Raw genomic sequence first — 23,879 nt, 5'->3', positions numbered from 1 at the left:
CAACGTCTTTCAAGCGGAGGAAACCAAGATGGCCACGATCGCATTCATCGGTCTCGGCAACATGGGCGGCCCCATGGCCGCCAATCTGGTCAAGGCCGGCCACAAGGTCGTCGCTTTCGACCTCGCCGAGGCCTCCCGCAACCAGGCCAAGGCCGACGGTGCCGGCATCGCAGAGAGCGCTGCGGGCGCCGTGAAAGGTGCCGATGTGGTCGTCACCATGCTGCCGGCCGGCAAGCATGTGCTCGGCGTGTGGGGCGAGGTCGTTCCCGCGATGACCAAGGGCGCGTTGATCATCGACTCCTCCACCATAGACGTCGAGAGCGCGCGGCAGGCGCATGCGCTCGCGGCCAAGCACGGCGTGCTTTCGGTCGACGCGCCGGTGTCCGGCGGCACCGGCGGAGCCAAGGGTGCGACGCTCACCTTCATGTGCGGCGGCGAGGACAACGCGTTTGCAGCGGCAAAGCCCGTGCTGGAGAACATGGGCAAGAAGATCGTGCATTGCGGCGGTGCCGGCGCGGGCCAGGCGGCAAAAATCTGCAACAACATGATCCTCGGCATTTCCATGATCGCCGTGAGTGAGGCGTTCGCGCTGGCCGAGAAGCTCGGGCTCTCGCACCAGGCGCTGTTCGACGTCGCCTCGACCTCGTCGGGCCAGTGCTGGTCGCTGACGACCTATTGTCCGGTGCCCGGGCCGGTGCCGACCTCGCCCGCCAACAACGACTACAAGCCGGGCTTTGCCTCGGCACTGATGGTGAAGGATCTGACACTGGCGCAGGACGCCGCCAAGGCCGCCGGCGCGGCGACGCCGCTCGGCAAGCATGCGCAGGAAATCTATCAGGCCTTTGACGCAGCCGGCCAGGGCGGGGTGGATTTTTCCGGAATTATCGAGCACGTTAGGGGGCTGGCCGGGAAAGCCTAATGACGACATTTCAGGAAGCGCGCGCGTTTCTGCTTCACAACCGCACGGACTATGAGACAGCGGTCAAGGGCTTCCGCTGGCCGGATCCGATTCCCTTCAACTGGGCGCTCGACTGGTTCGATGCCGAGCTAGCGGCGAATGCGGACAGCAAGGATCGTCCTGCGCTCTGGATCGTCGATGCCGCGCAGGATCGGCAGACCAAGCTCTCGTTCGGGGCGTTGTCGCGCCGCTCCAACCAGGTCGCCAACTTCCTCCGCGCGCAAGGCTTGAAGCGCGGCGATCATCTCCTGCTGCTGCTCGGCAATGTCGTTCCGCTGTGGGAGACGATGCTGGCCGCGATCAAGCTCGGCGTCGTCGTGATTCCCGCGACGACGCTGCTCACCGCCGACGAGCTGCGCGACCGGCTCGATCGCGGCAAGGCAAAGGCGGTGGTGGCCGCGCAGGACCAGGTTGCGAAGTTCGCAAGTCTTGGCGCCGATAATATCGTCCGCATCGTCGTGGGCGAGGCCTCCGATGGCTGGCTTTCCTATGATGACGCCGCAAGGGCGTCGGAGAGCTTTGCAGCCGACGGCCCGACCAACGCTGACGACCCGATGCTGCTCTATTTCACCTCGGGCACCACGGCAAAGCCGAAGCTGGTGCGGCACAGCCAGCGCAGTTATCCCGTCGGCCATCTCTCGACCATGTATTGGATCGGGTTGAAGCCCGGCGACGTCCATCTCAACATCTCCTCGCCCGGTTGGGCCAAGCACGCCTGGAGCTGTTTCTTTGCGCCGTGGAATGCGGGCGCGACCGTCTTTGTGGTCAACCAGCCGCGCTTCGACGCCAAGGGGCTGCTTGCCACCATTGGCCGCTGCGGCGTCACCACGCTGTGCGCGCCGCCGACGGTGTGGCGGCTGTTCATCCAGGAGAATCTTGCGTCGTTCAAGGTGGCCTTGCGCGAGGTCTGCGGCGCCGGCGAGCCCCTCAATCCTGAAGTGATCGAGCAGGTGCAGGCCGCCTGGGGCCTCACCATCCGCGACGGGTACGGCCAGACCGAAACCACGGCGCTGGCCGGCAACTCGCCGGGGCAAAAGATCAAGGTCGGCTCGATGGGCCGGCCGCTGCCGGGCTATCGCGTGCAGGTCAGCGACGCCGATGGTCATCCGGCCAAAGAGGGCGAGGTGGCTCTAGTGCTCGGCGAAAACCGCCCCGCCGGCCTGATGCAGGGCTATCAGGGCGACGACGGTGGGCTGTCCGGCGCCGAAGGCGAGCTTTATCGCAGCGGTGACGTCGTGTTCGAGGATGACGATGGCTATCTCACTTTCGTCGGCCGCTCCGACGACGTATTCAAATCCTCCGACTATCGCATCAGCCCGTTCGAACTCGAGAGCGTGTTGCTCGAGCACGAGCTCGTCGCGGAAGCTGCCGTGGTGCCGAGCCCGGACCCGATCCGGCTCGCGATCCCCAAGGCCTATGTGCTGCTGACATCCGGTGCGGAGCGTTCGCCGGAGACGGCGCTCTCCATCTTCAGGCATCTGCACACGCGCCTTGCACCGTTCAAGCGCATCCGGCGCCTCGAGATCGTCACGGAGCTGCCGAAGACGATCTCGGGAAAGATCCGCCGCGTTCAGCTGAGACGGCTGGAGCGTGACGACGACCGCAATGATGCCCTGCGCGGCCGGGAATTCCGCGAAGAGGACTTTCCGGAGCTGCCGAAAACACGGAGTGAGACCTAAGTGAACGAAGTCTGGAAGAAGCCGCCGATTTCCTTGGACGCCTATCAGGCCATGGTTGGCAAGGAGATCGGCGTGTCGTCGTGGCACCTGGTCGATCAGCCCCGCATCGACACCTATGCCGACGTGATCGAGGATCACCAGTTCATTCACGTCGACCCGGAGCGTGCGAAGAACGAGACGGCGTTCGGCACCACCATCGCGCACGGCTTCCTGACGATGTCGCTGCTGTCGATTATGTCCTACGAGGTGATGCCCGTCATCGCGGGCACCACGATGGGGGTCAATTACGGTTTTGACAAGCTGCGTTTCATCTCGCCGGTGCGCTCGGGCAAGCGCGTTCGGGGCCGTTTCGTGCTGGCGGAAGCCAAGCTGCGCAAGCCGAATGAATTGCAGTCGCGCACCAACGTCACCGTGGAAATCGAAGGCGAGGACAAGCCCGCGCTGGTCGCGGACTGGCTCGGGTTGATCTATTTCGCCTGAGTGGGCCGTCGCTGCCGGGCTTGACCCGGCAGCCCATCGCTGCTCAAAAGTTGTCCAAATCGGTGCGCTCGAACCCTCTCCCTCGCGAGAGAGGGTGGCGAAATCGAGCGGAGCGAGATGAAGCCGGGTGAGGGGTATCTCTCCACACGCTCATCTGCCGAGACAGATCCCTCATCCGGCGCTTCGCGCCACCTTCTCCCACAAGGGGAGAAGGGAAGACAGCACAAGGAAGCACAATGGCAATCAGGTTCGACGGACGCGTCGCCATCGTCACCGGCGCGGGCAATGGTTTGGGGCGCGCGCATGCGCTGGGATTGGCAAGCCGCGGCGCGAAAGTCGTGGTCAACGATTTCGGCGGCGCGCGCGACGGCAGCGGCGGCTCGCTGTCGCCGGCGGAGACCGTTGTCGAGGAGATCCGCAAAGCGGGCGGCACCGCCATGGCCGACGGCGCCGACGTCTCGAATTTCGAGCAGGTCACCGCGATGGTCGAGCGCGCCACCAAGGAGTGGGGCAGCGTGGACCTCTTGTGTGCCAATGCCGGCATTTTGCGCGACAAGTCGTTCGGCAAGATGGAAGCGGCCGATTTCCAGAAGGTGCTCGACGTGCACCTCGTCGGCACCTTCTATTGCTGCAAGGCGGCCTGGGCCGGCATGCGCGATCGCAACTATGGCCGCATCGTCCTGACGACGTCGTCCTCCGGCCTCTACGGCAATTTCGGCCAGGCCAATTACGGAGCGGCCAAGTCCGGCATGGTCGGCCTGATGAACGTGCTGGCGGAAGAAGGCCGCAAGAGCGACATCCGCGTCAACATCATCTCGCCGACGGCAGCGACCCGCATGACGGAAGAGCTGCTGCCGCCGCAGGCGCTGCAGTTGATGAAGCCGAACGCGATCACGCCCGCGGTCGAGTACATGCTGAGCGAGGACGCGCCGACCCGCACCATCATGGGCGCCGGCGCCGGCTCGTTCGCGGTGATCAAGATCGTCGAGAGCGAAGGCATCAACCTGCCGGAGTCCGAGTGGACCCCGGATGCGGTCGCGGCGCATTTCGCCGAGATCAGCGACATGTCAAAAGCGAAGGCGCTGCAGGGAGCTTTCGAGCAGACGCAGAAATACGTGGCGCAAGCCGCTGCGCGCGCCGGGGTAAAACTCTGACAGCGGTCGCCGTCATCGGCGCCGGCCCTGCCGGTCTGATGGCGGCCGAAGTGCTCGTGCAGGGTGGTGCTCGCGTCACCGTCTACGATTCGATGCCGTCCGCTGGCCGCAAATTCCTGATGGCCGGCCGCGGCGGGCTCAATCTCACCCACAGCGAACCGCTGCCTCAGTTCATCACGCGCTACCGCGAGGCGGCGCAGAGGTTGCAGGCTGCGATCGAAGCGTTTCCGCCTGACGCGCTGCGCGCCTGGAGCGAGGCGCTGGGCGAGCCGACTTTTGTCGGCTCCAGCGGGCGTGTGTTTCCGAAGGCCTTCAAGGCCTCGCCCTTGCTGCGGGCCTGGCTGCGACGCCTCGATGCCGCCGGCGTGCACTTTGCGTTTCGCCAGCGCTGGATGGGCTGGGACGGGGACGGACAACTGGTCTTTGACCCACCCGGCGGCGAAGACGCCATCGCCGCGGACGCCACGGTGCTGGCACTCGGCGGCGCCAGCTGGCCGCGACTGGGCTCCGATGGCGGCTGGACGACGATCCTGGCCGACAAAGACGTTGCGATCTCGCCGCTGCGGCCGGCGAACTGTGGCTTCACCGTCGATTGGTCCGAAATTTTCCGCACGCGCTTCGAAGGCCAACCCCTCAAGGGTATCACGCTGTCCTTCGGCCCACACCGCGCCCGCGGCGAGGCCACGATCACAAGCGGCGGGATCGAGGGCGGGGCGATCTATGCGTTGTCCGCCGAGCTGCGCGAGGCGATCGCAGCGAACGGCGCAGCGGTCCTTCACGTCGCGTTGCGGCCGGATGTCGATCATGGCGAACTCGTCAAGCGCCTGTCCGCCTCGCGCGGCAAGCAATCCTTCTCCAGCTTCCTGCGCAAGGCTGCGCAGCTGTCGCCGGTCGCGGGCGGGCTGTTGCAGGAAGTCGCCATCGGTGCCGGCCGGTCGTTGTCGGCAATGTCGGCTGAACAATTGGCGGAGCTCATCAACGCCGTGCCGGTCAAGCTCATGGGCGTCGCGCCGATCGCGCGCGCGATCTCCAGCGCCGGCGGGATTTCCTTCGATGAACTCGACTCGGACTTCATGATCCGCAAGCTGCCGGGCGTGTTCGCAGCCGGTGAGATGCTGGACTGGGAGGCGCCGACCGGCGGCTATTTGCTCCAGGCCTCGTTCGCGACGGGAGCGGCGGCGGGCAGGGGTGTGTTGCGACGGCTCGCCGAACTGTCGTCCTGACCATCCGCATCATGACGTCCCGGTCCGGGTTGCGAGATCCGTGAGGAGGCCGAGCACGCCGAAGCTTGCCGCCACTGCGCAGACCATCGTCCAGCCCCCGTAGCTCCAGGCCAGCGATGCCGCCGCCGCGCCGATGCCACCGCCAATGAAGAACAGCGCGACGAACAGGCCGTTCATGCGACCGCGGGCCTCGGGGCGCAACAGGTTGATGGCGCGGCGGCCCAGCGTCTGGTCGGTGGTGATGCCGACGTCGAGCAGGATCGTGCCGAGGCTCAGTACCAGCAGACCGGTGATCTGGGATTCAAGCACGCTCGCCCAGGCACAGAGCGCAAGCGAGCCGATGATGAGCAGATGGGCGGCAAAGAACATCGGCCGCGCCCGGCCCTTGTCGCCCCAGCGTCCCGCGATCGGTGTCGCCGCGGCACCCGCCACACCGATCAGCGCGAAAGCCGCAATTCCCTTGGCATCGAGCTCGAACGGCGCATCCGGCAGCCGTAGCGCGACCGCCGACCAGAACGCCGTGAAGGAGGCCATGACAAGCGAGGCGGTCCAGGCCCGCACGCGTAGCACCGGCTCTTCGCGCAGCAGTCTTGGAAAGGACAGCAATAAATCGGCGTAACTCGCGCGTGCCGACGGTCGAAGGGTTGGAAGGTAACGGGCGAGTGCGCCGGCAAGCAGGGCCATCAGAGCGGCCGAAACGACATAGTAGGCGCGCCAGCTCCAGAGATCGGCGATCAGGCTCGCTGCAGGTCGTGACAAGAGGATGCCGATCATCAATCCGCCCATCACCTCGCCGATGGCCTGACCGCGGCGATCCGGCGCCACCATGGATGCGACCAGCGGAACCATCATCTGGATCGCCACGCAGCAGGCGCCAAGGATGAAGGTGGCGAGCAGCAGGAGCGCAGGCGTCGGCGCGAGCGCCGTCGCGAGAGCGGCGAGGATGGCGCAGCCGAGCGTGCGGAGGATGACAAGCCGGTTCTCGACGAGATCGACCAGAGGCACGAGCAGCAGCAGGCCGAGTGCATAGCCGAGCAAGGTCAGCGTGCTGATCAGGCCCGCCTGCCACGCAGGCATGGACATTGACCGGCCGATCAGGCCAAGCAGGATCTGCGGCGCGAACAGATTGGTGACGACGACACCGGCGGTGATCGCGCCGAGCCAGATCAGCGGCCGCTCGGCGAACTGGTTTCGGGACGCGGGCCTGGCGGTTTCGGAGATACTCATGGGACCTCGCAGCTGTGGCGCGGGACCCTTTAAGCGGGGACATCAATATGCTACAATTCAAATAAGCCTATAAAGAATATGCGAGTTTGTTATGAATACCCATGACCTTGTTGCCTTCGTCGCCGTGGTCGAGACCGGATCGATTGTCGCAGCTTCGGCGCGTCTCAATCTCACCCAGCCTGGCGTGACCCGACGCATCCAGAATCTCGAGGAGATGTTGGGGGCGCAGCTTCTGGATCGGCTCTCGAAGCCCCTGAAGCCGACGGCAGCGGGGCATGAGGCCTACGAGCAGGGCAGGCGCCTGCTCAGGATGCTGGACGACCTCAAGTCGGGCGTTGCCAGCGACGGAATGGTCCGCGGCGAGTTCAGGCTCGGCCTGACGCCGTTTCTCTCGGAAGCGGGCTTGACCGCACCACTCGATGCGGTGCGCGCCGAATTTCCCGCGCTGGCGGTGCGGGTGGTCTCCGGTTGGTCGCCGAACCAGCTCGAGCGTGTCTGCCGCAACGAGCTCGATGCAGCCGCGATTTGTCTCCCCGACGGTGCAGTGCCGCCCGCCGATCTGGCGGCCGACGATCTCGGCGCGCAGCCCGTCGTCTTCGTCGTCGCACGCGAGATGAAGATCCCGCGCACCGTCGACCTGGAACGGCTGTCCCAACTGTCGTGGGTGATCAACCAGGACGGCTGTGGATTTCGCGATACGCTGAAGCGAAAATTCGATGCCTCGCATCTGCCGTTCAACATCGCCGTCGAGGCGCTGGACAGTGAGCTCCGCCTGTCGCTGGTGTCGCGCGGCCTCGGCGTCGGGCTGGTCACCCCGATCGCCCTGAAACGTAGCGCATTTCGCGACAGGCTCAAGCCGGTCGCCGCGCGCGACTTCAAACCCGCCGTGCGCGCTTGGGTGGTGCATCGCGCCCCCGCCGGTCGGCTGGAGCGGCCGATCAAACTCTTTCGCGACGGATTGGTCCGGGAACTCCAGGCACTGATCGGGGGCTAGCTATCTCAGCTTCCCCCGTGCCGCCACCGGCAGCGTGCCGATGATCTCCTCGCCGCGCACCATCACCACTTCGTCCATCATGTTGACGACGACGCAGACATGATTTGGCACGACCCGCACGACGTCGCCGACGTTAGGCCGGGTGTTGCTGCGGGAGAGGTCGAGGAAGCCGTGCTCCTCGGCGAAGCGTGCGATCTTCGCTTCGGGGTGCTCCAGGATGAGGCCGTGGCCGTCGAGGCCGCCGGTGTCCGTCGTCAGAGTCTTTGAGCCGGCGTCCAGAATCCCGCGCTCAGGCGCGGCGCGGCTGACCACGGTCGAATAGATGTGCAGCGCGCAGTCGTCCCAGGTGGCGACGCCGGCCGCGACCTGCATGCGGTCGTTATAGATGTAGGTGCCGAAGCGATGCTCGGTGCCGCCCTTGAGCTTGCCGAGGTTCTTCAGGTTCGGCGTGCCGCCGGTCGAGACGATTTTTGCATCCAGCCCGTGTGCGCGCACGCCGGCCAGAGCTTCGTCATAGAATTTTTGGGCGTCCGCCCAACCAGTCTCGGTCGGATACAGCATGAAGCCGGCGAATTGCAGGCCCTTGGATGCGGCAATCTTCTGCGCCAGTGCAATCGCCTCGGCGGGCGTCTCGACGCCGGCGCGCTGGCGGCCGGTATCGCATTCGACCACGACCGATAGCGGTCGACCTGAGGCTGCGGCGGCCTTGGGCAGGCCGGCGACGACGGTCGAATTGTCAGCGGCGACCGTCATGTTGGCCTTCGCCTGCAGCGCCCCTAACCGCGCCATCTTCTCTTCGCCGAGCAGGTTGTAGCTGATCAGGATATCGTCGATGCCGGCATTGGCCATGATCTCGGCTTCACCGAGCTTCTGGCACGTGATGCCCTTGGCACCGGCCGCGATCTGCATCTTCGCGATGGTGGGGTTCTTGTGCGTCTTGACGTGGGGACGGTTGGCGATCCCGGCGTCGTCGCAAGCCTTCTGAATCCGCGCGATGTTGCGCTCTACCTTGTCTATGTCGATAACGGCGCAGGGCGTGCCGTATTCGCGGGCGATCTTGGCGGCAAGGGTCGTTGTCATGGAAGTCTCTGAGTTGGCGCGCATCCCGTTTGCAAAAGCGGTGCCCACTTTTGCGGAATGCACGCTAGGCCTGTTCAATCTCTTCGCGCCGCACTTCGAGCTCCAGCCATTTGTCCTCGGCCTCGGCCAGTTCCTTTTGCGCCTTCGTCAGAGCGTCGGAGGCCTGGTCGAAGCGCTTGCGATCCTTGCGAAAGAGATCGGGGTCGTCAAGGAAGCGCTGCTGCTTGGCGATCTCGGCCTGCAGCTTGGCGATGGTCTTGGGCAGCGTCTCCAGCGCGTGTTGCTCGTTGAAGGTCAAGCGTCGTCTCGCGACGCCGGACGGCACGGCTGATCGCTGCTCTCTCGTCTCTTCGACGGCCTTCGCGGTCGCGCGCTTCACGTCGGCGCCGCGCTGGGCCAGCATGTCGGTATAGCCGCCGGCATATTCGAGCCAGCGTCCGTTGCCCTCGGGCACGATCACTGACGTCACCACGCGGTCGAGAAAATCGCGATCGTGGCTGATCAGAATCACGGTGCCCTCGTAGTCGCTGAGCATCTCCTCGAGGACGTCGAGGGTCTCCAGGTCGAGGTCGTTGGTCGGCTCGTCCAGCACCAGGAGGTTGGAGGGTTTTGCCAGCGCGCGTGCCAGCATCAGCCGGCCGCGCTCACCGCCCGACAGCACCTCCAGCGGCGTGCGCATCTGTTCCTGGGCGAACAGGAAGTCCTTCATGTAACTGACGACATGCTTCGGCTTGCCGCCAACCATGACATGGTCGCCGCGGCCGCCGGTCAGCGCCTCGGCCAGCGTCGTCTTCGGATCGAGACTTTCACGATGCTGGTCGAGCGTCGCCATCTCGATGTTGGCGCCGAGCCGTATGCTGCCGCTGTCCGGTGCGCTGCCGCCGGTCAGCATCTCGATCAGCGTGGTCTTGCCGGCGCCGTTCGGGCCGACGATGCCGATGCGATCGCCGCGCTGGACGCGGATCGAGAAGCCGTCGACGATCTTTCGCTCGCCATAGGACCGGCTGATATTCTTGGCCTCGATGACGAGCTTGCCGGACTTGTCGGCCTCGGCAGCCGCCAGGTTGGCGTTGCCCGTCGCGCCGCGATGGGTGCGGCGCTGGTCGCGCAGCGCGTGGAGATTGCCGAGTCGCTTGACGTTGCGCTTGCGGCGGCCCGAGACGCCGTAACGCAGCCAGTGCTCCTCGTTGACGATCTTGCGGTCGAGCTTGTGCTGGTCGCGCTCTTCCTCCGCGAGCACCTCGTCGCGCCAAGCCTCGAAGGCACTGAAGCCGCGGTCGATCTGCCGGATCTGGCCGCGGTCGAGCCAGGCGGTGCTGCGCGAGAGATTGCCGAGGAAGCGCCGATCGTGGCTGATGATCACCAGCGCGCAGCGGCGGCTCTCCAGTTCACTCTCCAGCCATTCGATGGTCGGAAGATCCAGATGGTTGGTCGGCTCATCCAGCAGCAGGATGTCGGGCGAGGGCGCCAGCACGCGTGCCAGCGCGGCGCGGCGCGCTTCGCCGCCGGAGACATGCGCCGGATCTTCTTCGCCGCTGAGACCGAGCTGCTCGACCAGATAGCGCGCCTGATAGTGGTCGTCGCCAGCATTGAGGCCGGCCTCGACATAAGCGAGCGTGGTGGAGAAACCGGAAAAATCCGGCTCCTGCGGCAGGTAGCGAATGGTGGCGCCGGGCTGCACGAAACGGCTGCCGCCATCCGGTTCGACCAGGCCGGCGGCGATCTTGAGCAGCGTCGATTTGCCGGAACCGTTGCGGCCGATCAGGCAGACGCGCTCGCCGGTCGAAACCGACAGTTCGACGCCCGCCAGGAGCGGCGTGCCGCCAAAGGTCAGCTTGATATCGCGCAGTTGAATCAGCGGTGGCGCCATGCGGTGTCTCAGTCCTGTCTTGTTGCGGCCTGGTCGGCGCGGCGGCGCTGAATGCGGCGGATGGTCTGGTCGAGCGTCGACAGAAACGTCGAGCGGTCGCGCGGTGAATACGATTTCGGACCGCCGGTGACTTCGCCGGCCGAGCGCAAATCGGTCATCAGGTTGCGGACCGCGAGCGTCATCCCGATCGATTCCTCGGTGAACGCCTTGCCGTTGGACGCGATCACATCGGCGCCGGCCTTCACGCAGCGGCTTGCGAGCGGAATATCCGAGGTAATGACGATATCGCCGGGCCCGGCGCGTTCCGCGATCCAGTCATCGGCTGCGTCCATGCTGGCACCAGCGGCGATCCGCTCGATGAGTGGATCCTGGGGCACGCGGATGAAATTGCCCGCGACCACGCTCACGGGCAGGCCGTGCCTGCCGGCAACGCGATAGATCTCGTCCTTCACCGGACAGGCATCGGCGTCGACATAGATACGAGTGGTGTTTTGAGGGTTCGTCATGGTCCGTAGATGGGGCTTGCGAAGCGGTTCCGCAGCAGCCGCGTGGTACCCCATTCGGGCCGCAAAGGCGAGGGGATTGACCCCGGTTCCTCAGGGCCTACGATCGGGCCGAAACAACAAGAAATTGGGGAAAGCCAAGCCATGCCGAACCGGCTCGAAACCTATCGCGTCCAGGCCTACAACACGGCCAAGCAATCCGAAAACAAGATGCATGACGATGCAGTGGCGCGCCGCTTGGGGTTCTCCGGCGGGCTGGTCCCCGGCGTCGACGTCTTCGCCTACATGATGCATGTGCCGGTGTCGCGCTGGGGCCGCGATTTCCTGTCGCGCGGGCTGATCGAGGCGCGTTTCATCAAGCCGGTCTATGACGGCGAGACCGCCGACGTCGATGCGACCGAGCACAACGGCCTGCTCACCATCGAGGTGTTCAGCCGCACCGAGCTCTGTGCCACCGGCACGGCGGCGCTGCAGGCAACTGCGACTGCGGCTGCGGTGTCGTTGAGCGACTATGTCGAGGTCCCCGCGGTTGCCGAGCGCAAACCGGTCAGCCCAGCAACCTTCGAGACCGGCAAATGGTTGGGCACGACGCCGCGCCGCTGGGCCGGGCAGGATGCCGCCGACTATCTCGCCGACATCCGTGAGACCGATCCGATCTTCGCGGGCGAGGGGCTCGGCCATCCCGGCCTGATCCAGCGCGTCATGAACCGCGTGCTGGTGGACAACACGATGCTCGGCCCCTGGATCCATGTCGGCAGCCGCATGCAATTGCTGTCAGCCGCGCGCGCCGGCGACGAGATCACCGCGCGGGCAAAAGTCACCGCGAACTACGAGAAGAAGGGCCACCGCTTCGTCGAGCTCGACGCGCTGGTGGTCGCCAACGGCACGACGCCGCTGGCGCACTGCCAGCACATCGCGATCTACCAGCCGCGCGAGCAGGCGGCGGCGTAGGGAAGGAGCACAGCGCGTCCTCACACTCGCTGTCATTCCCCGCGAAGGCGGGGAATCCAGTACGCCGAGGCTCCTCCGTATCCCACGACCGTCTCTGGAATACTGGATCGTCCGCTTTCGCGGACGATGACAGCGGAGTTTGTGGCGACGACGGAACGCCCTTTACGCCGCTTTCCCCTTCGCATCCTGGATCGCGCGCCACACGCGTTCCGGCGTCAGCGGCATGTCGATGTGCTTGATGCCGTATTCGGAGAGCGCGTCGATCACCGCGTTCACGACCGTCGACAGGCTGCCGGCGCAGCCGGCTTCGCCGCAGCCTTTGCTGCCGAGCGGATTGGTCGTGGCCGGCACCGGGTGGTCGCCGACCGTCATGTTCGGAACGTCCTCGGCGCGCGGCAGAGCGTAGTCCATCAGCGAGCCCGTGATCGGCTGGCCGCTCTCGTCGTAGCGGACGTGCTCCATCAGCGCCTGGCCGATGCCCTGGACCACGCCGCCATGGAGCTGGCCCGCGACCAGCAGCGGATTGATCACCGTGCCGAAATCGTTGACCGCGCTGTAGCGCACGATCTGCACGACGCCGGTCTCAGGGTCGATCTCGACCTCGGCGACATGGCAGCCGTTCGGGAAGGCTGATGGCACCGGTTCGCTGGTGTGATCGACGTCGAGGCTGTCGGGTACGCCCTCCGGCATCTTGCTGTCGTGCAGGCGTTTGGCGAGCTCCATGATGTCGATGCTGCGGTCGGTGCCGGCGATCGTAAAGCTGCCGCCTTCGAATTCGATATCGGCTTCGGAGGCCTCCAGCATGTGCGCGGCGGCGCGCTTGCCCTTTTCGATCACGAGCTTGGCGGCGCCCACGATCGCCATGCCGGTCGCGGTGATCGAGCGCGAGCCACCGGTGCCGTTGCCGGTGTGGACGATGTCGCTGTCGCCCTGCACCAGCTTGACGCTGTCGAAGGGAACGCCGAGCTGCTGGCAGAGGACCTGCGCGAATGCGGATGCGTGGCCCTGACCGTAATCGAGCGTCCCGGTGATGAGCTGCACCGAGCCATCGGGATCGAACACGATCTTGCCGAGCTCGACGCCGGGAGGTGCGGTCACCTCCAGATAGGAGCCGACGGCGATGCCGCGCAGCTTGCCGGACTTCTTGCTCTCCTTCTTGCGCTTGGCAAAATTCTCGTGGTCGGAGATTTCGAGGGCCTTGTTGAAGACGGCCTGGAAGTCGCCGCTGTCATAGGTGACGCCGGAGGACGCGGCGAACGGCATCTGGTTCTGCTTGATGAAGTTGCGCTTCCGCAGGGTCAGCCGGTTGATGCCCATCTCGTCCGCGGCGCGGTCGATTAGCCGCTCCATGTAGTAGTTGGCCTCGGGCCGGCCGGCGCCGCGATAGGCGCCCATCAACGTGGTGTTGGTCAGCACCGTCTTGATGTCGACGGCCATCAGCGGCGTGCGATAGACGCTGGAAAAGTTCTTGCTGGTGTTGAGCGAGAGCGGACTGGGAGCAACGCCGGTGATGTAGGCACCGAGATTGCCGTAACCCGAGAGCTTGGCGGCGAGGAAATGCCCCTCGGCGTCCAGCGCGAGCTCGGCATGAATCTTCTGCGCGCGGCCGTGACTATCGGAGAGGAAGCTGGTCGAGCGCTCGTCCAGCCACTTCACCGGTCGTCCCAGCGTCTTCGCCGCGTACAGGATGCACATGTATTCGGGGTAATTGATGTTCTTCATGCCGAAGGAGCCGCCGACATTGGCGGTGAGAATGCGCACGTTTTCGTTCGGCACTTTCAGATTCTTGGCGAGATTGGCACGGTTGCCTGCCACCCCCTGCGTGGGCACCTGAAGAGTGTAGCGCTCGGTCTTCTTGTCATAGGAGGCAAGGCCAACGCGTGGCTCCATCGAGACCACGGCGACGCGGGTGTTCTCGATGTCGACCTTGGTCACGTGAGCAGCACTGGCGAAGGCCGCGTTCACCTTGTCGGTGTCGCCATAGTGGTAGTCGAGCGCGACATTGTTCGGGATGTGGTCGTACAGTTGCGGCGCGCCGGGTTTTGCGGCTTCCTCGGGATCGGTCACCGCCGGCAGCGGCTCGATGTCGAGTTCGACCGCCTCGGCCGCGTCGCGCGCCTGGGCCAGCGTCTCCGCCACCACGAAGGCGACGGGATCGCCGACGAAGCGGACCTTGTCGGTTCCGAGCGGCTGGCGGTTGGTCTGGAGCAGGGGCGAGCCGTCACGGCTCTTCAGCGGCAGGCCGCAGGTGAAGGGGCCGTAGCCGGCCGCATCGAGGTCTTTGCCGGTCCACACCCCGAGCACGCCCGGCATTGCTCTGGCTGCATCGATGTTGATGCCGCGAATGACGCCATGGGCATGGGTCGAGCGAACGATCACGGCGTGGGCCTGGCCGGGCAGGTTGAAATCGTCGGTGTAGCGGCCCTTGCCGCGCACCAGGGTATCGTCCTCCTTGCGGCGGACCGGCTGCCCGACGCCATATTTTTGCAGTGCAATAGCGTTTTCGAGCGTGGAGGATTTGGTGTGTTCTTGCATGGAATTGACCTGAAAAGCCGGCAAATGCGCGGTTTGGGGGGCGCCTGGGGTCCGGACCCCTCAAAAATAACCCACCGGCCCGCTCACGACAACGCACGAATGGGCATGGTCCCATGTGATGCGTTGTTGCGCAGGATTGGTGCGCTGCTAATGTTTCAGGCGAAAAAGCAATTCCAGATCGGCCTAACCGGCCGCGGAAAGACAGTTTGTATGAATGACCACACGCGGCTCCGCGACGGCCTTGCGCCGCACGGTGAGCTGGGGTCGATGGCGGCGGCGTTCGCCACTGAACCGGCCGTCGGCGCGCAAGTGCCGGGAACCGGCGTCTACGCGGCGCTCGACCTCGGCACCAACAATTGCAGGCTCCTGATCGCCTGTCCGACCCACGACGGCTTTCGCGTGGTCGATTCCTTCTCGCGCATCATCCGGCTCGGCGAGGGCGTCTCGGCAACCGGGTGCATCAGCGAGGCCGCGATCGAACGCGCCATCGTGGCGCTTGGCATCTGCCGCGACAAGATCAACCTGCGCAAAGCGCGGCGGCTGCGGCTGATCGCCACCGAAGCGTGCCGCGCCGCCTCGAATGCCGAAGGCTTTCGCAGCCGCGTCGCTGCCGAGACCGGGATCGAGCTCGAGGTAATCGACCGCGAGACCGAGGCGGCGCTTGCCGTGCTCGGCTGCTCGCCGCTGGTCGATCCCAGGGGGCGCGGCGCAATCCTGTTCGACATCGGCGGCGGCTCGACCGAGCTGGTACGGATCGAGCGCGACGCCGCAAATCCGGAGCCGCGCATCAAAGCCTGGATGTCGATCCCGTTCGGTGTGGTCACGCTTGCCGAGCAGTTCGGGGGCCGCGACGTGACGCCCGAGATCTACGCCGCGATGGAGCGCGAGGTCGCCCATCACATCGCGCCGTTCGCCGAACAGCATGGCGGCGATCTCACTGATATGCATCTGCTCGGCACGTCAGGCACTGTGACGACGCTCGCCGGCATCCATCTCAACCTCGCGCGCTACGACCGCCGCCGCATCGACAGCGTCTGGATGAACGATACCGACGTCACCGCGACCATTAACAAGCTGCTTGGCATGAGCTACGAGGAGCGCGCCGCGAACAGCTGCATTAGCGTTGAGCGCGCCGATCTCGTCCTGGCCGGCTGCGCCATCCTCGACGCGATCCGCCGCGCCTTTCCGCTGCCACGCCTGCGCGTCGCCGACCGGGGCTTGCGCGAAGGCATGCTGGTCGAGATGATGCGCGAAGACGGCGCGCTCAGGAGCTGGTGAGATGGTCAAGGACACCACCGGCCGTTTGCACGTCCAGGTCAAGACCCACGGCAAGCGCAAATTGTCGTCGAAGCTCTGGCTGGAGCGGCAGCTCAACGATCCCTATGTGGTGAAGGCGAAGGCGCTGGGCTATCGCTCGCGCGCCGCGTTCAAGCTGCTCGAGATCGATGACAAATACCGGCTGCTGAAGCACGGCATGGCTGTGGTCGATCTCGGCGCCGCGCCGGGCGGCTGGAGCCAGATTGCCGCCAAGCGCGTCGGCTCGGTCGACGGCAAGGGCAAGGTCATCGCGATCGACCTGCTCGAAATCCCCGAGATTGCCGGCGTCGAGTTCGCGCAGCTCGACTTCATGGACAATGACGCGCCGGACAAGCTCAAGGCCATGCTCGACGGCGGCGCCGACATTGTCATGTCCGACATGGCTGCCAACACCACCGGTCATCGCAAGACCGACCAGCTTCGCATCGTCGGCCTGATCGAGACCGCTGCCGCGTTCGCCTGCGATGTGCTGAGGCCGGGCGGGACCTTCCTGGCGAAGGCGTTCCAGAGTGGCGCCGACGCCGAACTGCTCGCCCAGCTCAAGCGCGATTTCGCCACGGTGCGTCACGTCAAGCCGGCCGCAAGCCGTGCGGATTCCTCGGAGCGCTACGTTCTCGCGACGGGATTTCGGGGGCTCGCAACGACGAGGTGGAGCACTAGCCCAGCCGCTGATCCCGCACATCCTGCGTATCCTCGGTCGCCGCCTTGACGGCCGCCTTGGCCGCGCCCTTGCCGGCACCTTTGCGGCTCGCGATCTCCACCGCTTTGCGGCCGGAAACTTCGTGGCCGGCATCGGTGGGCATCTGCCAGAAGAACCAGCTCGACGCCGCCGAAGTCAGGGCGATCACGAGAAAGGCCGGCGCAAACACGGTGGCGTCGAGCTCGCTGACGTGGCTGAACCACATCGTCGTCTCCACGGAGGCGGCGCCGACCGCGACGCCGGCCGAGACCGCGAGCTGCTGGTTGACGCTGACGAGCGTGGTGGCGCGGCTCATCTGCGCCTGCTCGACCTCGGCATAGGCCACCGTGTTGATCGCGGTGAACTCGAGCGAACGGAAGAAGCCGCCGACCACCAGGATGATCATGATGATCAGCAGGGGCGTCGTCACGGTGAAGAGGGCACAGGCGGCCAGGAAAACCGCACTGATGATCGCGTTCACCGTCATCAGGTTGCGGAAGCCGAAGGCGCGGATGATGCGCGCGGCCAGCGCCTTCATGCCCATGGCGCCGAGCGAGGAGCCAAACGTGACGAGGCCGGACTTGAACGGCGAGAGGCCGAATCCGATCTGCATCAGCAGTGGCAGCAGGAACGGCAGCGCGCCGATGCCGAGCCGGAACATGAAGCCGCCGAGAACGGCCGCGCGCAGTGTCGGCAGCCTCAGCAGCGTAAAGTCCAGCACCGGCGACCCCGTTCGCCGCGCGTGAAGGACATACAGCGTCATCGAGATCGATCCGCCGACGACCAGGGCGGCAACCGTGCTCCATGGCAGCAGATTGAGTCCGGCGACCGACAGCCCGAAGGCGATGCCGGCGAGCCCGAGGCCCGCGAGCACCATGCCGTAGAGGTCGAACGGCTCTCGTTCCTCGCTTTTGATGGGATCGATGAAGCGCAAGGCCATGAAGATGCCGAGCAGCCCGATCGGGATGTTGATCAGGAAGATCCAGTGCCATGACGCGTAGGTGGTGATGAAGCCGCCGAGCGGCGGCCCGATCACGGGGCCGATCAGGGCAGGGACCGTCACCCACGCCATCGCGTTGACCAGCGCGCTCTTGTCGACCGACCGCAGCAGCACGAGGCGCCCGACCGGCGTCATCATTGCCCCGCCCATGCCTTGGAGGATGCGCGCGAACACGAAATCGGTGACCGATGTCGAGAGCGCGCAGCCGACCGAGCCGACCATGAACACGCCGACGGCAATCGCAAACACCAGGCGCGCGCCGAACCGGTCGGCGGTCCAGCCGCTCGCCGGGATGAAGACCGCAAGCGACAGCAGATAGGAAGTGATCGCGAGCTTGAGCGTCAGTGGGCTGGTGCCGATGTCGGCCGCAATCGCGGGCAGCGACGTGGCGATCACCGTCGAGTCCATGTTCTCCATGAAGAGAGCAGTGGCTACGATCAGCGGAATGATGCGTTGCTTGTCGACCATGACGGATTGGTAATGGACATCGGGAACGAAGGGCGAGAATTGCGGCTTATCACCGCCACTGGGCCGCGACCATTGCGGATCGACGCATAGCACCTAAATCCCGCGTGACCCCAGGCGGGTGCGCCCTGCGCCGGAGATCACGATGATCTGCCGTTCGCCAGTACGTGCCGCCGCGAAGGCTATCCGCCACCGAACTTGCCCAAAAAAGCCTGTGCATGGCTGGCCGGCGGTCCGAATTGCTTTGATTCGTCGCCCGCCCGTGCTATCGACCCGCGTCAACCCCACCGATGGGCTCCGATTCTCCGGCGTTGCCGCAAGGTACGCCGAGGGCGGCGCTCATCCATAGCTATTTGCGGCAGGGCCGCGGAAGGAGTTGGCACATGGCCACGGTGCAACAAGGCATTCGCGAAGCCCTCACATTCGACGACGTGCTGCTGAAGCCGGGCCTGTCGGACGTCATGCCGGGCGAGGTCGACATCCGCTCCCGCGTCACCCGCGCCATTCCGCTCAACATCCCGATCATGGCCTCCGCCATGGACACGGTCACCGAAGCCCGCATGGCGATCGCCATGGCGCAGGCCGGCGGCATCGGCGTCATCCATCGCAATTTCGATCCCGAAGGGCAGGCTGCCCAGGTGCGGCAGGTCAAGCGCTACGAGTCGGGCATGGTGGTGAACCCGCTCACGATCAGCCCGGACGCCACGCTGGACGACGCGCTCAAGCTGATGAGCGATCACGGCATCTCCGGCATTCCCGTCGTCACCGGTGCGGGCAAATCCACGCCGGGCAAGCTGGTCGGCATTCTCACCAACCGCGACGTCCGCTTCGCCACCGACCGCCAGCAAAAAATCTCCGAGCTGATGACCCATGAAGGTCTCGTCACGGTGCGCGAGAATGTCAGCCAGGACGAGGCGCGGCGGATGCTGCATCAGCATCGCATCGAGAAGCTGCTTGTGGTCGACGAGCAGTATCGCTGCGTCGGCCTGGTCACCGTGAAGGACATGGAGAAGGCGGTCGCCCATCCGCTGGCCTGCAAGGACGCGCAGGGCCGCCTCCGCGTCGCCGCCGCCACCACGGTCGGCGATAGCGGCTTCGAGCGCACCGAGCGGCTGATCGATGCCGGCGTCGATCTCGTCGTGGTCGACACCGCGCACGGCCATTCCCGTCACGTGCTCCATGCGGTCAACCGCATCAAGCGCCTGTCCAATTCCGTGCAGGTCGTTGCCGGCAACGTCGCGACCTCGGAGGGTGCGCAGGCGCTGATCGATGCGGGCGCGGACTGCATCAAGGTCGGCATCGGCCCGGGCTCGATCTGCACCACGCGCATCGTCGCCGGCGTCGGCGTTCCCCAGCTCACCGCGATCATGGATGCGGTCGAGGCGGCGAAGAAGTCGGACATCCCCGTCATTGCCGACGGCGGCATCAAGTTTTCCGGAGACCTTGCCAAAGCGCTCGCTGCCGGTGCCGACATCGCGATGGTCGGCTCGCTGCTCGCCGGCACCGACGAGACGCCCGGTGAAGTGTTCTTGTGGCAGGGCCGATCCTACAAGGCCTATCGCGGCATGGGCTCGGTCGGCGCGATGGCGCGCGGCTCGGCCGACCGCTACTTCCAGCAGGACATCAAGGACACGCTCAAGCTCGTGCCCGAAGGCATCGAGGGCCAGGTGCCCTACAAGGGCCCGGTCGGCAACGTCATGCACCAGCTCGCCGGCGGCCTGCGCGCCGCGATGGGCTATGTCGGTGCAAAGGACATGAAGGACCTGCACGACAAGGCCCAGTTCGTCCGCATCACCGGCGCGGGCCTGCGCGAAAGCCACGTCCACGACGTCACCATCACGCGCGAGGCGCCGAACTATCCGGGCGGGGGTTAGGCTCGCGGCTGCGCGTTGGAATTGCCCAAATGACCATGCCCCGCGAAGGCGGGGCATCCAGTACGCCGCGGCCTTTCGGCTCTACCACGACCCTCTCGGATTACTGGATCGCCCGCCTTCGCGGGCGATGACAGCGAGAGTGTGCTTTTGTGTTGACGTGCTCCGCTCCCTCCGCTTCCGTTCGCGCCGAAGCATAATCAGGAGGAAGCCATCATGTCCCAAGGCAAACGCATCGTTCTCGCCGCGCGTCCCGTCGGCGAGCCAAAACCGTCCGATTTCCGCATCGAGGAATTCGCGGTTCCTACGCCTGCCGCAGGCGAAGTCCTGCTGCGCACGATCTGGCTCTCGCTCGATCCCTATATGCGCGGGCGCATGAGCGACGGTCCATCCTACGCGACGCCGGTCCCCGTCGGTGGTGTGATGGAGGCCGGTACGGTCTGCGAGGTCGCAGCCTCCAACAATCCAAACTTTGCCAAGGGTGACATCGTGCTCTCGCGCGCGGGCTGGCAGACGCACGCGATCTCCGACGGCAAGGGGCTGAACAAGATCGACCCGAAGCTCGCGCCGATCTCGACGGCCGTCGGCGTGCTGGGCATGCCCGGCATGACCGCCTACACGGGCCTACTCGATATCGGCAAGCCGCAGCAAGGCGAGACCGTCGTCGTCGCCGGCGCCTCCGGCGCGGTCGGCTCGGCCGTGGGACAGATCGCGAAGATCAAGGGCGCACGCGCGGTTGGAATCGCCGGCGGCAAGGACAAATGCGATTACGTCGTGAAGGAGCTCGGCTTCGATGCCTGCATCGATCACCGCGATCCCGATCTGGCGACGAAGCTGAAGGACGCCTGCCCGAAGGGTATCGACGTCTATTTTGAGAATGTCGGCGGCGCCGTGTTCGAGGCGGTGTTCCCGCTGCTCAATGCGTTTGCGCGCGTACCCGTCTGCGGCCTCATCGCCCACTACAACGACACTGAAGCGAAGCCGCCGAAATGGGCCGCCAGCATGATGCGCGCGACCCTGACCAAGCGGCTGACCTTCCGCGGCTTCATCGTCTCCGACTTCGCCTCCCGCCATGGCGACTTCCTGCGCGACATGTCCGGCTGGGTCCGCGAGGGCAAGGTCAAGTACAAGGAGTTCGTCACCGAGGGCCTGGAGAGCGCGCCCGAAGCCTTCATGGGGCTTCTCAAGGGGGCCAATTTCGGCAAGCAGCTGGTGCGGGTCGGGCCGGACAAAGCTTGATCGGCCGCTCTCGCCCCCTCGGGGGCCGGGTATGGTTAACAAAGAGTGACTGATCGGCCACACCCGCCCGTAAAATCCGCAGGTGTGACCGTCGGTTCATTGACGGGCTCGCGAAGGCATTGAATCATTGCGCATATTTCAGGTGCGATGATGTTAGAGCTTGTTGTTTTCTGCGTAATCCTGCTGGCTGCCGGTTATTGGGCGACCATGTTTGTCATGGGCCGTCGCGACGACGTCATCCATGGCAAGTTCGTCCATACCGAGGACGTGTTCGCGCAATCCGCGATGCCCACACCCACGCCGCCATTCCCCAAGCGTCCGGCCAAAGCCGCGCGGCCTGCCAATGTTCCGCCTGCCAGTAACGGGGCCAGGCCGGTGAACAGCGACGCGCTGCAGTCCTTGCTTGCCGCGATCCAGCAGGATCTCAAAAGCGTCGCTTGAGCAGCGATGGGCGGCGCTAATGCGCACCGCCCATCTGGGCGAGCAGCTCCTCGATATCGATATCGACCTGGCCCGCAGCCCTGACGTGGCGAACCTCGAAGCCGTCGGGCTGGAAGCGGTACTCCACGAGCCCGACCTCCTTGATCGCGATCCGGTCCTGGCGCGCATCGTTGATCTTGAAGCCGGCCGACGGCGCCCAGACGTGGCGGGTGTGGCGCCAGGTAAAGTCGCGCCGCTGGTGCACGTGACCGCTGGCGATGAGGCGCAGGTCGACATGTGCAAACATCTCGATCAGCCGCGCGCGGGCCGGCTGCGGCACATAGCGGATCGACGTCTCCGGCGTCTCGGGGTCGTCGGGCCCGTTGAGAAATACCGGCTTGTGTACGAACAGCGCGACCGGCTTGCCGTTCGTGCGCGAAACTTCCGAAGCAAGCCAATCGAACTGCTCGGCCTCGAAGGCGAGCCCTGAGTTCATCACCAGCGAGTTGAGGCCGAGGAAGCACCAGCCCGCGGCCTCGAACGACCAATGGTCCTCGCCGATGATCTCGCGGAATTGCTGACGATGCGCTTCCGCGACCGGCGGCTTCGGCGCAGGGCCGATCGCGGTCGGATTGTCGCCAATGTCGTGATTGCCGGGGATGTAGCGGCAGGCGGCGGGCAGGGCATCGTGCAGGCCCTTGGCGAATTCGACATCGTCGCGGCTGGTCGGCCCGTCGAACGAGACGTCGCCGGTGTTGACAACGAGATCGGGCCTATCGGTGTCGATATGCTCGCTGAGCGCCTGGAAGTTGGCGATCAGGCCAGGGAAGCGCCGGCCAAGATGGGTGTCGGAGATCTGTGTCAGGCGAAATTCGGACATGGATCGATCATAGGCCACGCCCGACGTCGGAACGATGACGGCGCGTCCGCGGTCAGCGATCGAACAAAGTTTAAAGCACGCGATAGCGGATTGTGTAGGCGTCTTGCGGGGCGACCGGGCTTGCCAGCGGCGAGGCGATGCGGTCGGCGAGGTGCCAAGGGCCGAACTGAGGGCCGAACTGAGCGCCGGACTGTTCGGAGCGATGCGGCTCGGCCGGCAGGCGGAGGCGGAATTCGAAGGTGCCCTTGCCGGGCAGGTTCACGACCAGCACGCGGTCCGCAGTGCGGTGGTTGAGCGGTACCGCGCCACGCAGCACGGAGCGGCCATCACCGAGCTCCCGCACGCCCTCGACCAGTGCCAGCGTCTGGTTGCGGTCGGTATGCAGCTCGATCTGGGTGTCGGACGCCGCCGCCAAGGTCTCCTTGGGCATGCGGATCTCGAACTCGACCGCGGGTTTCGAGGGATTGAGGCCGAGATAGGCCAGCGCGGCATGGCGCATGTCGTAGGCGGCAAACGCAAACAGAGCGAGGGCGGCGAGCGCAGCGAGGCCATGCCTGAGGACATCGCGCCAGGTCCGATAGCTCATTCGGAAGTAGACCGTCATTGCCAGCGCCACCGCGAGCGCCGTCGCGATGCCTGCCAGCGCCGACATCAGGATGCCGAACTGGCCGTCGGCGGACTCGGTCAAAGCGCCGGTCAGGCTGCCGAACTGGCTGAAGAGGGTGTTCATGGCGGTCTCTCGCCTTGCGCCCCCGAGGGGCCAAAATCGCTTTAACTGTCGACAGTTGGTCGCCTCATCGGGAACGCCGGTTCAACTCGTTGATTGTCAGGACCAGCGGTGACCGCTAATGGACGCTAGCTGTGCCTTCCGCCGGATGGGAAAATCCCGAGAAATTCCGATGTCCATTCAAATGGTTTTGCTGCCGGTCTTCGTGCAAGTCGGCCTCACCTTCGCGCTCCTGATCGCCATGGCGATGGGACGCCGGCGCGCGCTCGTTTCCGGCGAGACCAAGAGCCGCGACATTGCGCTCGGCGAGCCGAACTGGCCGAAGGGCGCCACACAAATCGCCAATTGCTACCGCAACCAGTTCGAGCTGCCGGTGCTGTTCTACGCCCTGATCGCGCTGGCGCTCCCGTTGCGCCATGCCGATTTGTTCATCGTGCTGATGTCCTGGGTGTTCGTGGTGACGCGCTTCGTCCATGCTGGAATCTTCGTCTCCTCCAACAATCTCGGCCGCCGCTCCACGATCTGGCTCGCCGGCGTGCTCGTCCTGCTCGCGATGTGGATCTACTTCGCACTGAAGATGCTCTTGTTGATCTGACGGTTAGCCGTCGGATTTGATCTGAAAGATTC

General features: G+C 65.4%; 21 protein-coding genes. 13 read left to right on the top strand and 8 right to left on the bottom strand.

Annotated elements, in window-relative coordinates; translation table 11 throughout:
* Positions 1–28 precede the first annotated feature (28 nt).
* The 5 genes from mmsB (at position 29) to AB3L03_RS03235 (ending at position 5,494) form a co-directional block, all read left to right on the top strand.
* Positions 29–919: a 3-hydroxyisobutyrate dehydrogenase gene (gene mmsB / locus AB3L03_RS03255; RefSeq protein WP_085352821.1), complete on the top strand. Its 891-nt coding sequence runs from the start codon at positions 29–31 to the stop codon at positions 917–919.
* The gene (locus AB3L03_RS03250) at positions 919–2,637 is read left to right on the top strand and encodes an AMP-binding protein (protein ID WP_018459213.1); all 1,719 of its coding nucleotides are present in this window, start codon (positions 919–921) and stop codon (positions 2,635–2,637) included. The genes mmsB and AB3L03_RS03250 overlap by 1 nt, the downstream gene beginning before the upstream one ends.
* The gene (locus AB3L03_RS03245) at positions 2,638–3,117 is read left to right on the top strand and encodes a MaoC family dehydratase (protein WP_018459212.1); all 480 of its coding nucleotides are present in this window, start codon (positions 2,638–2,640) and stop codon (positions 3,115–3,117) included.
* 236 nt (positions 3,118–3,353) lie between these two features.
* Entirely contained in the window at positions 3,354–4,271 is a 918-nt protein-coding gene (locus AB3L03_RS03240) for an SDR family NAD(P)-dependent oxidoreductase (RefSeq protein ID WP_018459211.1), read from the top strand.
* Between the two features lie 38 nt (positions 4,272–4,309).
* Positions 4,310–5,494 (top strand): TIGR03862 family flavoprotein, encoded by a 1,185-nt coding sequence (locus tag AB3L03_RS03235; RefSeq protein WP_368508235.1) that lies wholly within the window; start codon positions 4,310–4,312, stop codon positions 5,492–5,494.
* Between the two features lie 9 nt (positions 5,495–5,503).
* Here AB3L03_RS03235 and AB3L03_RS03230 read toward each other — a convergent pair whose 3' ends face one another.
* Positions 5,504–6,721 (bottom strand): MFS transporter, encoded by a 1,218-nt coding sequence (locus AB3L03_RS03230; RefSeq protein ID WP_368508234.1) that lies wholly within the window; start codon positions 6,719–6,721, stop codon positions 5,504–5,506.
* A 91-nt stretch (positions 6,722–6,812) separates the two neighbouring features.
* On the opposite strand from AB3L03_RS03230, the gene AB3L03_RS03225 reads away from it, so the two are divergent.
* Positions 6,813–7,715: a LysR family transcriptional regulator gene (locus tag AB3L03_RS03225; protein WP_204510951.1), complete on the top strand. Its 903-nt coding sequence runs from the start codon at positions 6,813–6,815 to the stop codon at positions 7,713–7,715.
* Here AB3L03_RS03225 and AB3L03_RS03220 read toward each other — a convergent pair whose 3' ends face one another.
* From AB3L03_RS03220 to AB3L03_RS03210, 3 genes are all read right to left on the bottom strand, one after another.
* The gene (locus AB3L03_RS03220) at positions 7,716–8,795 is read right to left on the bottom strand and encodes an alanine racemase (RefSeq protein WP_368508233.1); all 1,080 of its coding nucleotides are present in this window, start codon (positions 8,793–8,795) and stop codon (positions 7,716–7,718) included.
* Between the two features lie 64 nt (positions 8,796–8,859).
* Entirely contained in the window at positions 8,860–10,665 is a 1,806-nt protein-coding gene (locus AB3L03_RS03215) for an ABC-F family ATP-binding cassette domain-containing protein (RefSeq protein ID WP_018459206.1), read from the bottom strand.
* Between the two features lie 8 nt (positions 10,666–10,673).
* Positions 10,674–11,171, bottom strand: a complete 498-nt coding sequence (locus AB3L03_RS03210) for a YaiI/YqxD family protein (protein ID WP_018459205.1) — start codon at positions 11,169–11,171, stop codon at positions 10,674–10,676.
* A 141-nt stretch (positions 11,172–11,312) separates the two neighbouring features.
* On the opposite strand from AB3L03_RS03210, the gene AB3L03_RS03205 reads away from it, so the two are divergent.
* Complete coding sequence (locus AB3L03_RS03205; protein ID WP_368508232.1) at positions 11,313–12,119, top strand: hypothetical protein; 807 nt, start codon at positions 11,313–11,315, stop codon at positions 12,117–12,119.
* Positions 12,120–12,281: 162 nt separating this feature from the next.
* On the opposite strand, the gene AB3L03_RS03200 is transcribed toward AB3L03_RS03205, so the two are convergent.
* Positions 12,282–14,654 carry a xanthine dehydrogenase family protein molybdopterin-binding subunit gene (locus tag AB3L03_RS03200; RefSeq protein WP_368508231.1) on the bottom strand — a complete coding sequence of 791 codons (2,373 nt, stop codon included), beginning with the start codon at positions 14,652–14,654 and terminating at the stop codon, positions 12,282–12,284.
* A gap of 210 nt (positions 14,655–14,864) precedes the next feature.
* On the opposite strand from AB3L03_RS03200, the gene AB3L03_RS03195 reads away from it, so the two are divergent.
* The gene (locus tag AB3L03_RS03195) at positions 14,865–15,932 is read left to right on the top strand and encodes a Ppx/GppA phosphatase family protein (RefSeq protein WP_368508230.1); all 1,068 of its coding nucleotides are present in this window, start codon (positions 14,865–14,867) and stop codon (positions 15,930–15,932) included.
* Between the two features lies 1 nt (position 15,933).
* On the top strand, positions 15,934–16,680 hold the full coding sequence (locus tag AB3L03_RS03190; protein ID WP_368508229.1) for an RlmE family RNA methyltransferase: 747 nt from the start codon (positions 15,934–15,936) through the stop codon (positions 16,678–16,680).
* Here AB3L03_RS03190 and AB3L03_RS03185 read toward each other — a convergent pair.
* Entirely contained in the window at positions 16,628–18,118 is a 1,491-nt protein-coding gene (locus tag AB3L03_RS03185; protein ID WP_368508228.1) for an MFS transporter, read from the bottom strand. The genes AB3L03_RS03190 and AB3L03_RS03185 overlap by 53 nt on opposite strands.
* A 380-nt stretch (positions 18,119–18,498) precedes the next feature.
* Between AB3L03_RS03185 and guaB the strand changes: the two genes are divergently transcribed.
* From guaB to AB3L03_RS03170, 3 genes are all read left to right on the top strand, one after another.
* Positions 18,499–19,989: an IMP dehydrogenase gene (gene guaB / locus AB3L03_RS03180; protein ID WP_007609139.1), complete on the top strand. Its 1,491-nt coding sequence runs from the start codon at positions 18,499–18,501 to the stop codon at positions 19,987–19,989.
* A gap of 213 nt (positions 19,990–20,202) precedes the next feature.
* Positions 20,203–21,225 (top strand): NADP-dependent oxidoreductase, encoded by a 1,023-nt coding sequence (locus AB3L03_RS03175; protein WP_085395926.1) that lies wholly within the window; start codon positions 20,203–20,205, stop codon positions 21,223–21,225.
* Positions 21,226–21,375: 150 nt separating this feature from the next.
* Positions 21,376–21,666 (top strand): hypothetical protein, encoded by a 291-nt coding sequence (locus AB3L03_RS03170; protein ID WP_085396004.1) that lies wholly within the window; start codon positions 21,376–21,378, stop codon positions 21,664–21,666.
* Positions 21,667–21,682: 16 nt separating this feature from the next.
* On the opposite strand, the gene AB3L03_RS03165 is transcribed toward AB3L03_RS03170, so the two are convergent.
* Both AB3L03_RS03165 and AB3L03_RS03160 read right to left on the bottom strand, forming a co-directional pair.
* Complete coding sequence (locus tag AB3L03_RS03165) at positions 21,683–22,525, bottom strand: metallophosphoesterase (RefSeq protein WP_368508227.1); 843 nt, start codon at positions 22,523–22,525, stop codon at positions 21,683–21,685.
* Between the two features lie 70 nt (positions 22,526–22,595).
* On the bottom strand, positions 22,596–23,255 hold the full coding sequence (locus AB3L03_RS03160; protein ID WP_018459197.1) for a hypothetical protein: 660 nt from the start codon (positions 23,253–23,255) through the stop codon (positions 22,596–22,598).
* 169 nt (positions 23,256–23,424) lie between these two features.
* Between AB3L03_RS03160 and AB3L03_RS03155 the strand changes: the two genes are divergently transcribed.
* Entirely contained in the window at positions 23,425–23,847 is a 423-nt protein-coding gene (locus AB3L03_RS03155) for an MAPEG family protein (RefSeq protein WP_007592199.1), read from the top strand.
* The last annotated feature ends 32 nt before the right edge of the window (positions 23,848–23,879 follow it).

The organism is Bradyrhizobium lupini, from assembly GCF_040939785.1.
In the GTDB taxonomy this organism is placed as follows: domain Bacteria; phylum Pseudomonadota; class Alphaproteobacteria; order Rhizobiales; family Xanthobacteraceae; genus Bradyrhizobium; species Bradyrhizobium canariense_D.
This window is presented reverse-complemented; position numbering and strand designations above follow the sequence as displayed.